This window comes from Coleofasciculaceae cyanobacterium, from assembly GCA_036703275.1.
Classification (GTDB): domain Bacteria; phylum Cyanobacteriota; class Cyanobacteriia; order Cyanobacteriales; family Xenococcaceae; genus Waterburya.
In genome coordinates this window covers 1-13,168 of sequence record DATNPK010000014.1, presented here as the reverse complement: position 1 = coordinate 13,168, position 13,168 = coordinate 1, and the positions used below count along the sequence as shown (strand labels likewise).

Here is a 13,168-nt window from a genome sequence, read left to right as displayed (position 1 = left end):
GATTAGGACAGATTGAGAATGTAGAAAAAGCAGATGTCCTGGGACAAATTTCTTTCATTAATCAAATCTTCGCAATAGCTGACTAAATCTTGTCTTCTTCTAGATTTTTGCTACCTTAACTCAGTTTTTGCGACACAACCGTTAATTTAATTACTTTACTGTATAGATTACGCGCCTATTTTTTAAAATCCAATCATACAATCATTTTGGCAATAGAAAATTCTCGATCTACTAGGCGATGGCAAATGATTTGCTGTCAAGTCATCTGTCTTTGCATTAAATTAGCGAAGATTCCTTTGGTATTGGCTAGTTCATCAAAGCTTTCCTGCTGAACGATTCTACCCCCTTGCAGAACGTAAATGCGATCGGCGTTACGAATAGTACTGAGTCGGTGAGCGATAACAATGCGAGTTACCTGAAATTTATCGAGACTTTCGCTGACAATTGTTTGAGTTTTATTATCTAAAGCACTGGTAGCTTCATCAAAGAATAAAATTTGCGGTTTAAGCACTAGAGCTTTGGCAATGAGTAACCGCTGTATTTGTCCTCCAGAAAGGTTGCCTCCGCCTTCACTAACTACGGTGTGCATTCCCATCGGCATTGAGGTAATATCAGCTTTTAATCCAGCCATTGCTGCTGCTGTCCAGGCTTCCTCTAAAGTAATGCGCGCCCCGCCAGCTAAGTTATCAAAAATAGAACCTGACATAATTTTGCCACCCTGTAGCACTACTCCCAATTGTCGGCGCACCGCACTGATGTCTAAACCAGATAGGTCTTGACCATCGTAATAGATGCTGCCTTCTTCTGGGGTTTCAAATCCTAGCAACAGGCGAAATAGCGTTGATTTACCGCTACCAGAGCCACCTACAAGGGCAACAAACTCTCCTGGTTCGATGTGGATGTCAACATCTTCTAGGGTTAGAGGTATGTCGCGGCGATAGCGAAACGATACTCGCTCGATGGTAATTCTACCGATAAGTTTACCTGGATCGGCTTTGGTAAGTTCTACCTCTGGGATGGTTTTTAGAATTGGCTGGGCGCGTTGCCATTGAGGAACGACTTCTAAAGTATCAGTTACGGTATTGCTAACGCTTGTAGCACCCTGAAGAAAGGTTCTAAAGGCAGCATTAAACGCAAGAAAAGTTCCGACGGTTAAACCAACTTCACCTTTTGTTTGTGCTTCGGTTAATAGCTTGAGAGTAAACCAAAACAGTACCCCAGAAATAATAGTCGGCATTACGGTGTTAAATAGTGCCACGATATCTTCTACTAATTGGGTGCTTAATTCTAGCTGGATTTGCCGACTGTAATTTTTACTCCAGGCTGCAAAAGCGCGTTTTTCTGCCCCTGCTATCCTTAATTTGGAAATGCCGTTGATTAACTGGACAATTTGCCCAAAGATGTTACCTTCAATCTCTAGTAGAGGACGAACTTTTCGCACTATAATTGTACCAGAAATAGAAGTTACTATAACCACGACGATCGCAACAGCTACAGCAATTAAAGCCAACTTAACGTTGTAGTAAAATAGCAGTCCTAAATTGAGTAGCCCAAACAAACCAGTAATGAGTTGAATCAGAGTATTACCGCCCAAGCGACGGCGAATAGTACTTACCGAACTGACGCGGGACTGTAAATCCCCAGTGGTATACTCACGGAAAAAAGAAACTGGTAGGTTTAGCAGTCGATCCCAAACCGCAGCTTGAGTAGAAGCATCAGAAGTAGTTTCCACTCGCAGTAGAGAGAATCCTTGAGTCAGACGAAATAAAGAGGTGGCAAAGGCAGCCAGTATTAAACCGCCACCAATTTGTAATAACAATCCGCGATCGCTATCGGGTATGGCATTATCGATTAAAATTCCCGTAGCATAAGGAGTCAGCATTCCCAATAAGGTAGCTGCAATCCCCGTTAAAGCGATCGCGAATAGATCTTTAACTCGACCAGATAAGGCAAATTTCAAGACATCCACTACGTTTAGGGCTTTATCGGGTAAAGAGCGATAAAACATATATGCCACTGGGTTTAAACTAGCTGCATCCTCGGCATTAACTATTTTACGGGTTTGGGTTACAGTGTCTAACAGTTCATAGCGCTCGCCGCTTACAGGTAACAATGCTACAGGCTGTTCTTCTTTGTATGCCACTAATGCCCCGCAGTCAGTCGTCCACCAGTCATCCCGCAATAAAACCTGTCGCAGTCGCAACCGAGAAGCACGAGCGATCGCTTCTAGTGGTTCTTTAACTCGATTGAGGTTTTCAGAAGCAGAAGGGGGACGAATAGTTACTCCTAAAGCCCTGCCTACAGCCCCCGCTGCCACTAACAAAGGTGCGCCACCAGCATATAAATCTGGCGATCGCGTCATCAAGGGCGATGCCAACTCGCTTAATGCCGTTACAGTTACCTGACGGTCAAGGTTTGATTGAGCATTTAACCTGTCGAGTTCTTCTTGATATTCTTGTGTGGTTTGAAATTTAACGTAGGTGAGAAAAAGCTTGTGTAGCTGAGAAAGTCCTGCCAGAAAAGTGTTGGCATCTTGCAAGGTATTAGTAGTTTGCGTAGTAAGCTGAACCGCACCATCTGCCGATAACCAAATCGCATCATTAAGCGGTATAGTTGCAGTAGCATTAGTTAAAGTTAATTCTTCTTTACCCAGCCAGCGCAAGTAACCCTGCTCAATCTTCAGCCAAACAACCGTATTCGATTCTGGTTGCCAAGTTTGACCATTATTTAAAGAAAACCGTCCCTGTCCTGCTTTTACCTGAATTGGTGGCATCGAAGCAGTCGAAAGAATATCTTTAAATTTATCCAGCCAGTTTTTAACCCAAAGAGCGAGAATATTTAGGTCGGCGTTGGTAACTAAAAAATCTAAATATTCTCGCTCTATTTTGATTAACTCCGTTTCACCAATCGGGACAGCGAGAATTTGGCTATCAGTCTTGCCCGAACTAGGAACAGTTCCAAAAAGAGCTTCACCAGATTCGCAATTAAACAAATAACGCCGATTACCCGTAATCAAATCATCTTTAACCGTCACCGCAAAAGTTGCGATCGCACCAGTCTGAACTAGCCAAACCGTCTGCGGATCGTTAAGCAATATCGGCTCATTGCCCTTAATTTTATATAATTGTCCTGGTAAATCCTGTCTACCAATTTGATTAACCATTATTTTATAATTGCCACCATAAAAAACATATTTTGTAAGGGCGTTTCGCGAAACGCCCCTACGTTATCCTGACCCACTCTTAATCAACCGTGCATATACCCCTTCTTGTTGCCATAACTCTTCATGAGTGCCTCTTTGGACTACCTTTCCGCGATCGAGAACGATAATTTCATCGCAGTCGCGGATGGTACTGAGGCGGTGTGCCACAATTAGACAGGTGCATCCCCTACGTCGCAGGTTGCGATCGACAATCTTTTCGGTTTCCGAATCTAAGGCACTAGTGGCTTCATCCATAATTAGGATCGAAGGATTATTAACCAAAGCGCGGGCAATTTCTAATCGCTGTCGTTGACCACCACTGAGATTGGCTGCACCTTCGGCGAGTTCGGCATTATATCCCCCAGGTAGAGACTGAACCACATCATCAATTGCTGCATCTTGGCAAGCCTGTTTAATATATTTATCGGGGACGGTAGTGTCCCACAAGGTTAAGTTGTCTTTCACCGTGCCTTCAAACATCAAAATATCCTGTTCGACCATTGCCAGTGAGTTAGTTAATAGCTGAGTGGAAATTTCGCTTTTGGGTTTACCGTCGAGTAATATTTCTCCCGACCAAGATTCGTATAGTCCGCTAACCATCTTGGCAATGGTAGATTTTCCCGAACCACTCCCCCCAACGAGGGCAATTCGTTGTCCTGGCTTGACTTTGAGGCTAAAGTTTTCGATTAAAGCTGCTTCAAGGCGACTATAGCCAAAAGTGAGATTTTTTAGTTCCAGGTGTCCCTCTAACTTAGGCGTAAATGTTGATTCGGACTGGTCTTCGCTTCTTTGTTCTAGCTGAGGATCGGTAGGATTATCTAAAACATCATCTAAGCGAATTAAATTACCATCCAACTCTTGTAGAGTTCTGCCAAAGCTGACTAAACTGTCAACGGGCTGCTGGAAGTTTTGCATCATGCCTTGAAAAGCGATTAGCATCCCAATACTTAGGTGTCCGTCCATGACTCGCAATCCGCCTACTGCCAGTAAAAAAGCTGCTGAAAGGGCAGATAACAGTACGGGCAAAACCGATAGAGTTTGATTGGTAACTCCCAATTCCTGCTGAGAATTAATCGCTTTGGTATAGTATCCCGACCAACGGGCAAAGAAATCTGACTCCAACCCTGAAGCCTTGAGAGTTTCAATGCTTTGTAGGGCTGCGATCGACGCACCTGCTGCTTTACCGTAGTCTTGAATTAATCGCTGATTGGCATCTTTACGTTGTCGGGAAATCGATTGTAGGGTAATGACGTTAATTAGGGCAAAGGTAACGACGATCGCCGTTAATGCCCAGTCATATTGACTCATGACTATGACATAAAAACCCAGCATCACCGTATCAATTACCGTACTTGCCAACTGTCCAGAAAGAATATCGGCAACCTGGTCGTTTAAGCTGGTACGATTGCTAATTTCTCCTGCAAACCTCTGGGCATAAAAACTGATGGGTAGCCTTAAAATATGCCAGAGAAAACGGCTAGACATACCTACAGCTAGCTTAATCTTGAGACGACGTAAATAGCGTAGCCGTAGTAAAGTTAATGCACCCTGAAGAATTGCGGCGATCGCCATTGCCAAAAGCAAAGGACGTAACCATTGTTGTCGTCCTTGAATCAAGATTTCATCGACAAATATCTGGGTAAATACGGGAACTACCAACCCCACTAAGGTCAGCAAAAATCCTGCTAGTAAACAGTAAGCTAACGCACCCGTAGTCCCCTTCAGACGCGACCACAAAGCCAGCACCATACTCGTCTTGCGACCACCACGCTTAAATTCCTCCCCTGGCTGCATCACCAGCACTACACCAGTGTATGCTTCATCAAATTCCTGGAGAGAGATCGTACAGGGCCCTGTAGCGGGGTCGTTGAGATATACTTTCTCTTTACCCCAGCCTTCAACTACCAAAAAGTGATTGAAGTTCCAAAATACGATGTAGGGTAGGGGGAGTTCTCGCAACTGGGTCAGTTCTTTTTTAAAGCCTTTTGCTTCCAGTCCATAGCGTCTGGCAGCTTTGAGCATATTAGAAGCTTTTGAACCATCCCTAGACACACCGCATTCCCGCCTTAGTTCTGGCAGGGGTACAATGCGACCGAGATAGTACATAATAATTCCCAAAGCAGCAGCACCACATTCAACTGCTTCCATCTGTAGCAGTGTAGGAGTTTTGACGCGACGACGAGACGGCAGCAATTTTTGTATATACTGCCGAGGATTGAATCGAGTTAAAGTAGAACTAGTAGATACCACTGACCGACCTCAACAAAGGAATAACATAGCTAATAGGCGATCGCTCATCAATTTTGACACGAGCGCTCGTCGTAGTTCCAGGGGAAATCTTTAAGTTAGGACCAGCAGAAGAAGACCATTTATAACCGCTAAAAGTATCAGCATCGGTTTGCAGACTAGCAGACACCTGCATTAGTCCTGGTTGGTCTTTAGACACTAAGCCTTCAACCACTTCGGGATTGCCGACGACACTGACAGCAGCTTCTTTAGTAATGGGAAAAGACGAGATTTTATTAACGTTACTCACAATACCGCCAAAGCGTTCGCGCTTAATTGTTTGCGGGGTAATCTGAATTGTCATGTCTGGCTGAATTTTTTTACCATCCTCGACAGGGAAATAAGTAATCCCGACCATTTTGTCTGTTGGATTGTCGATGTCGATATTGGCAATGCGTGTTCCTGCCTGAACTACCTGACCGAGATTAGTCGTAATTTCGAGGATTTTTCCAGCGTGTTGACTGACAATCTGGCTGTTGTCTTTGATTTGCTCGGATAATTGGTTTATTTCTCGCTCTGCTTCCTGTATTTCCTTAGTGCGGTTTGTCGAAGTTTCCCAATCTTGTTGGGCGATATTAGCTTTTTTACTCTGGAGTTCCTGTAATTGAGCTTTAATATTTTTAATTTCGTTTAAATTAGAAAGATATTCTTTTAACGCATCTGCTTCTTTAAAATCTAGCTGCTTGAGTTGAGAATCGGCTTCATTTATCTGAGCGATATTATCAAAATATTCCTGTCGCGCCTGTAGTAGTACATCATCAGAAATCGCTCCTTGTTTAAATAAATTTTTTCTTACTACCAGTCTTTTTTTATAGGTAGGCATCAATTCCCGCAGAATTTGTAGACGCCTTTCTAAAGAGGTGCGATCGCGTTTTATCGAGACTAATCCTTTATCTCTTAAAGTAGGAGTAAGTTCGGCCAAAATTTCCCATTTTTGTGCTAAAGCCTGACGCTGTTCGGAGATAGACTCGATGTCGCGATCGCTCCTTTGAGCTTGCAGCAAATCAACATCACGATCTTGTCCCTGTAACTGAACTAATTTAGCTTGGGCTAATTCTAGCTGCTTGCGGAGATCGATCTGCGCTACAGTAGCAATTACCTCTCCTTTTTTTACTCGATCTCCTGGTTCAATCTTGAGTTCTAGTAGCTGTCCCGCACTTTTCGCCTGAACTGGTACAACTTTACTGGGATAAATTAAGACCCCTCGACCTTCTACCGTTACAGGAATCTTACCGTAAACACTCCAACCCACTGCTGCTGCAACAATTGAACCGAGAGTAACCAAAGGCAGCCAGCTTTTGGGATTGACCACCTGCATCAACTGGTCGAGTTTTTCAGGAGAAGCTAGGCGTTCTAAAGATTTTTGCCGAAACAGCTTGCTTTCTTGAGCATTAGCTTGGGCAATCTTTTGCGGTTCGGGTTTAGCAGGTTCTGAAGTAGAGCGATCGGCTTGACGAATTTTTTCCCATAGTCCAGGACTTAAGTGAGAATATCCTTTATATATAGAACGAATAGCGTTATGTAATTCGGCTGCGGGAGTATTTTTAAGTAAATAACCCTTTGCCCCCGCATCCATAGCCTGATTTAGATATTCATTAGTATCATGGGAACTAAGCACCAAAATCCGACAGTCGGGGAAACGTTTTGAGATAATCTTGGTCGCCTTAACTCCGTTCATCTCAGGCATTTCCAGATCGATCAGAACTACATCAGGCTGCAAAGACTCTACTTGTTTAATCGCGATCGCGCCATCTTCAGCGATACCTACTATTTCTAAATCTGCTTCAGGTTCGAGTAAAAGCTTAAGTCGCTGACGGACTGAATTTTGGTCATCAACAATTAGGACGCGGATTTTTTGGGGATTAGAAATATTGTCGGAAGGAGATGCAATTGGTCGAACAGTTTTTCCATTCACTTTAGTATTTTTAGGATTTAATTTAAGACAAATAACTTTTCAATAACTTTGTCTTTTGAGATTTATAACTTCAGCTTACAAGTGACAATTCGATTCATCTAGAGCGTTTTTTTTACTGAATCTAACTATTTTTTGGCTATTATTAATTAATTTATAATTTTTGCCAGAATTTTATTAAAAAATTGTTTTCAAAAACTAGATTAAATAATTGCCGAGATAACTCGATCGCTCATAAAATTGTGATGATTCCAATGATGCAATTAGCCGAAAGTTTTACTGAGTGGAACAAAAGAAAATATTTATGAGTTTTGATTAATACTTTTGCAGAAAATCTTCTAAAGCTATTGCTATGTTCGGAACATCTTTGATTGTTTTTTGTTCACTGTCACGAGTCCAACGTCTAAATGTTGAGCTAATGCTACAAATTCACAGTCATAGGCAGAACAGTTGCTAGAATTAACTAGTCTCATAACTTCACTTCTGCTGAAGTAACTTTATATTCATTATAAGTAAGTAAAGCTTCAGCCTGCTGTAAAATAAGCAAAATCTCGTCGAGAGTGAGCAAATTTTTACGCAAATATGAGCTAAGAACGTTTCTAAATTCACTCAGCCATAAGTCTGGTGCTGTTCACTCTGGATCATTAGAGAGTAGATCCTCAGCTTGTTGCGATCGCTCGCCATTAATATATAGGCAAGCAATAATGTTAGTATCGACAACGATCACGGTCTACCTCGATCTATAGCTTCGTCAAGCTGTCGATCTGTAAGCAGATGCTTGGTTGTTTTCGTTCTCAGTTGGCGAGCGATACGAAGATGCTCATCAACATCAATTTTATGAATGTTAAGTGTACGTTCAACACAGTATATAATTTCGCTATTTAAGCTACGGTGATGGAGACGAGCAGATTCTTTCAGTTTTTCGTAAAGAGGGTCGGGAATATTTTTTGAAGTGATTGTTGGCATTAGTAAAACCACAAAAAAACCGATATGGTTTCATTATGGTTTTTAATCTAGGCAAAGTCAAGTTGAGAGTTCTTGCCTTAACTTGCTTTTGATTGTTCGAGCATCCAGTCAAATCGTTTTCCTGCTAATGCCATGCGGTCTAGAGCAACACCGTTTAATTCATCGGCATATTCTTCCGATTCATTTAAAGACTGCCCTTTGTGATATAGTCGTCTGCTATGAGCTAATCGAGTTAACATTCCCTGTAGTCTATCTGCGGATAATGCCGAAATAGTGCGGTAAAAGCGGGCGGTAAAACCAATATCTTGCTGTAGTTTGGCAGACAACAAAGAGCGAGATATAGATAGGGTTATAGTTTCTTTGGTAATTGTAGCAGTTGTAGCAGGTAAACGACCATCGATAAAGGCAGTTTCTCCTACCATTTCACCTTTAGAAAGTCTGGCTATTTCTATAGCTGGATGTAAATTATCTTCGATCGCAGCAAAGATGCGAGTTAAGGGATTGCGATCGTCTTCGGTAACGGACAAAGATATTTGACCGCTAAGAAGAATATGAAGAGCATCTACCGCACCACCTTCCTTGACCAAAGTTGTATTAACAGCAAACTTCTGGCGATCGCCATTGGCAATAAACCAGTCGAGGTCACTGTCATTGAGTTCGCCAAATAGAAACAGTACGTCTTTAATTGAACTATCAGGAGCGAGTTTAGTGCGTCCGAGGCGGGTAATAATAGTTTCCAGTTTATCAGATAGTAAAATGGCGAGCGCTCGATAAAAACGGGCTGCAAAATCAATATCTGACTCTAACTTGGCTTCTAGTTGCAGCAGAGGAATAGACAAGACTTGTGAACTGGCGATCGCCGTAACTGTAGTAGCAGGAGGACGCAGATTAATCAAAGACATTTCGCCAACTACTTCGCCACTGGATAAGCGAGCGATTTCTACTCCAGCAGTATGTCCGTCATCGAGGGCAGCAAAAGCACGAGCTAAAGGATTGTTATCTATTTGGGGTACGGTGGACACTAAACTTCCCTCAATTAAAATGTGCAAACAATCTAAAGGTTGTCCCGCTTGCACCAGTTGAGTCCCCGCAGCTAGATCTTGACGACGACCAGTTCCTAGCAACCAATCAATATCGCTATTATTTAATTCTTTTAGTAAAACTTCTGTCATGATTTTAGTTAGTTATTAGTTATTAGTTATTAGTTTTTAGTTTTTAGTTACACCTGACTAAAATTTGTTGCTGCAATTGTTCGAGCTTTTTTGCTATAGATTCCACTGCTTGTGGTGAAGCTAATTCTTCAATGGTTAGAGAAGTCAAGGTCATCAGCATTATTGTTTGTTCTTCAGTAGGGGACGGGGCATATAAACTGCGCGAGAAACCCACGCAGACAGCCCCTCCGTCTTGCGAATCGTCCCTACTTAGGGCGCGGGTGCGATCGAAGTTCTCTAAATTTTCTGCTGCCGACTTAACCAATCGCTGTAAAATCTTAAAAGCCCCGTCCGAAAGTTGTCCGCGATAGTTTTGTAGTCTACCTCCTTCTCGATAGTGGGGAAAAGATTCTAAACCCAAAAAGCGGAGAAACCAGTCAGCCTTGTAACTACCCGTGGCAGCAACTATTCCCCGATAGTCGGCGATAAATTCATCCAGCAGATTGTTACGCATCGAATTGAAGACGCGACGGGTAAAGTAGTGAGTGCATTCATGTTCTAAGCGAATGGTTAAAGATAAATGTCGCCACTCTGTCTCTGTTAGTCCTAATTCCTGGGGCTGAACGTTACTATAAAAACCATCACTGAGAATAATAAATCGGTCTTGATACAGTTCTTTACGGGCAGTTAATCGCTTAAATTCTGTCGACCAAGCTAATTCCGAACTACCTGGATTATTTTTAGACCATTGCTGGCGATAGCGGTGAATTCTGTCCCAGTTATTATAACCAGCCACCATGCAAGCACCCATAGAATCGGGTATAGCTACAGGTTCGTTACGCTTAGTTATTGCCCTAACTAGATATACAAAGTCATCGCGGTTGGTAATTAGTAACACAGGGATCTCACCCGCCAAACTTTGATGAATGATTAGCTGTAATGCTTCTGGCTGTTGTAATAAATCGGTTGTTACATTAGGCTTAATTCCTTTGCGAGTTGCCTCACGATAGGCTAGCGTTTGACTAATACCTGCTTGAATGGGAAATCTCAACTGAACCAAAGCATTTTGCAAAGTTGACCAAGTACCGTTTGTTTCAGCTTCGGTGAAATACTTTTGCCATACAGCTATATGGGGTTCGGACGGTAAGGAAAACGATCGCAAAGCTTTAATATCGTCTCGTTCAAAGACATTTCGATTGTAGACTAGCAATTCTTCAATTTCGCGATCGCTAGCACCAAATCCAGCTAGTATCTTAACACGTTCTTGTTTATCTGCTTTGTTGTAGCTGATTAATCCCAAATTCACTTGATTGCTCCTGCAAATGCCTATTACCTTCTTACGAAGTTTGCTCGCCCTCTACAATAACCTCAACGGGGGAAACCCCCGCAACGGTTTTGTCTCGCAACGGGGAGAAACCAAGGCGTGTTTTGGGTCAGAGTATTCTGTCACAAAAACCGCCGTCCGCAACGCAACTTCGCGCTACTACCTATTACCTAAAACTCCTCCCGCCAGAACGGGTTCGGGCTTGCTGACAATTTGTTGGGAAATTTCTCTGACTGTCTGACTAAAAGCGTGGTTAGGATAGCGCAAACAGAAGACATCGCTACTGGCGAGATGAATGATATCTTCAGATAGGGCAACAATTCCTGCTACATCTGTTTTATAGCTGTCCTGCATTTTGGTTTTTAATGCCTCAAAGTCATAAGTAAGTAGTACTTTATTAACCACTAGCAACATCTTGGGTACTTGTAATTTACGAGCTACGTCTACCGTTACCGCAGTACCTTGGAAATCTTGACGATCTGGACGAAGAATCACGACTAAGACATCGGAAATAGCGATCGACAGTAAAGTTTCCTCGTTTAAACCAGGATGAGTATCGATCACGAGATAATCTAGATCGAGACAGCGAATTAGTTCTTGAAAGCCGTCGTTTAATCTACCTACGTCATAGCCTTCGCGTAAAACACGGGCAATTTCTCCCGCCTTGATACTTGAAGGAATTAGATAAAGCTTGCCATTGACTGGTTCGGAATTGAAGACGCGAGTAACGTCATAAGCTGCCTCTTGAACATCGCAGTTTCCCCAGAGATAATCGTTGAGAGAGCGATCCATTCGATCTTCGTCTAGACCGAAAATGACGTGAATACCAGGGGATTGAATATCGGTGTCGACAATTCCGACTTTGTGTCCCTGTTGAGTCATGGTTGCAGCGACGTTAGCCACCATGTTTGATTTGCCAGTACCGCCACGGAATGAGTGAACTGAAACTATTTTGCACATGATCAATAAATCTCGTAATGATAAAGTAATGAATGTTTCGTTAGGAAATTTATGTAAGGGCAATTCGCGAATCGTCCCTACGGAGTTTAAAGCTGGAACTTTAACCAGCAGTCACTTGTCATCGCGGGTAATAATACTTTGCCTCCAGACAGACTTAAATCGAACTGCATTTTTTGATCTCCTCGATAAACTTCTAATAGGGTGGAAAGATTTTCGTAGTTCCCGCTAAGGTTGCACCCAAGGCTAAAACCGTTACAGATAAAGCACTAAAACGAGCGATCGCGCTATGCCAAATCAACAAGCCGTGAATTAATAAGATGGCGACAAACAGACTGTAAATACCTGCCAGTAACCAAGGGCGATCGAGTTGATTAATTACTGTGGCTGGAATTATTTCTCCCTTACGCCGACTAGAGAGCAAGAGTAAAATAGAAAATATTCCTCCAACCAGCGAATTACCTATTAAGCCTGCAAAAGCGATAACGTTAGTAAATGATTGAGTTCGGGCGAAAAATAGCCATTCGGTCAGTATAAAGACAATTACTAGCGGAATAATCCCGATTAAAAAGCGACGCTGATTAAACAAACTCGCTTTAAGGTTATACAGTTTATTTTGTTTATTATTTTGATGATCGTTATTTTTTGGCGGAAATTCAATGCTGTTTATATCTGCATTACTGAACATTCCTTCGTAATTAAGCAGCAGGCTAGAATTTATCCGCAAATCGACTTGCTCTTTTATTAGCGATCGCAGATTCAGTTTTAAATTCAGATTACGCACCTCCCGAAACCGCGTTGATAGTTCGGCAAGTGACCAACTTTTAGTCATGGTGAAATTAGTAGAGATTAAATTGCGATCGGTTTGTACATCCAGACGAAACTGGGGGATATTTTACTTCAATCCCAGATAGGTAATACCCAAACGGGGAAAACCTTGTGCTAGCTTTAAAATTATACTTTTGACTCAAAGCATGAGCTAAAGCAGCCTTGAGACTGGGATTTTGAGGGATTAAATTGCTCCACTAGGGTGCATAACGCTCTAAATACTGAATCGTTGGAGTGAGAGGCGGTGCTTGACCGAGAGAAAAAGCTTCAATAAAAGCCAGATCGCGATTAGCAGCAGAGGATTCGTTTAAAGAAAAATCCACCAGCGATCGCGCTGCTAAATGTGCCGTGCGGTTTTACAATTAAAAATAGTAAGGTACTCGCTCGTTTAGCGGGAAATCCGGTTGTGTCGCAAAAACTGAGTTAAGGTAGCAAAAATCTAGAAGAAGACAAGATTTAGTCAGCTATTGCGAAGATTTGATTAATGAAAGAAATTTGTCCCAGGACATCTGCTTTTTCTACATTCTCAATCTGTCCTAATC

Annotated in this window: 9 protein-coding genes; all 9 read right to left on the bottom strand. The window is 42.3% G+C overall.

Annotated features, from left to right (window positions below; translation table 11 throughout):
* Positions 1–256: 256 nt before the first annotated feature.
* Positions 257–3,163, bottom strand: a complete 2,907-nt coding sequence (locus tag V6C71_02695) for an NHLP bacteriocin export ABC transporter permease/ATPase subunit (protein ID HEY9767401.1) — start codon at positions 3,161–3,163, stop codon at positions 257–259.
* Between the two features lie 63 nt (positions 3,164–3,226).
* Entirely contained in the window at positions 3,227–5,452 is a 2,226-nt protein-coding gene (locus V6C71_02690) for an NHLP family bacteriocin export ABC transporter peptidase/permease/ATPase subunit (protein HEY9767400.1), read from the bottom strand.
* Complete coding sequence (locus V6C71_02685; GenBank protein ID HEY9767399.1) at positions 5,439–7,403, bottom strand: NHLP bacteriocin system secretion protein; 1,965 nt, start codon at positions 7,401–7,403, stop codon at positions 5,439–5,441. Before V6C71_02685 ends, V6C71_02690 begins: the two co-directional genes overlap by 14 nt.
* Before the next feature lie 720 nt (positions 7,404–8,123).
* Positions 8,124–8,366: an Arc family DNA-binding protein gene (locus V6C71_02680; GenBank protein ID HEY9767398.1), complete on the bottom strand. Its 243-nt coding sequence runs from the start codon at positions 8,364–8,366 to the stop codon at positions 8,124–8,126.
* A gap of 77 nt (positions 8,367–8,443) precedes the next feature.
* Positions 8,444–9,538: a cyclic nucleotide-binding domain-containing protein gene (locus tag V6C71_02675; GenBank protein ID HEY9767397.1), complete on the bottom strand. Its 1,095-nt coding sequence runs from the start codon at positions 9,536–9,538 to the stop codon at positions 8,444–8,446.
* A 43-nt stretch (positions 9,539–9,581) separates the two neighbouring features.
* Complete coding sequence (locus tag V6C71_02670; GenBank protein ID HEY9767396.1) at positions 9,582–10,823, bottom strand: hypothetical protein; 1,242 nt, start codon at positions 10,821–10,823, stop codon at positions 9,582–9,584.
* Positions 10,824–11,000: 177 nt separating this feature from the next.
* On the bottom strand, positions 11,001–11,801 hold the full coding sequence (locus tag V6C71_02665) for a MinD/ParA family protein (protein ID HEY9767395.1): 801 nt from the start codon (positions 11,799–11,801) through the stop codon (positions 11,001–11,003).
* A gap of 193 nt (positions 11,802–11,994) precedes the next feature.
* Positions 11,995–12,630, bottom strand: a complete 636-nt coding sequence (locus V6C71_02660) for a hypothetical protein (GenBank protein ID HEY9767394.1) — start codon at positions 12,628–12,630, stop codon at positions 11,995–11,997.
* Between the two features lie 193 nt (positions 12,631–12,823).
* Positions 12,824–12,949 carry a hypothetical protein gene (locus tag V6C71_02655; GenBank protein ID HEY9767393.1) on the bottom strand — a complete coding sequence of 42 codons (126 nt, stop codon included), beginning with the start codon at positions 12,947–12,949 and terminating at the stop codon, positions 12,824–12,826.
* Positions 12,950–13,168 lie beyond the last annotated feature (219 nt).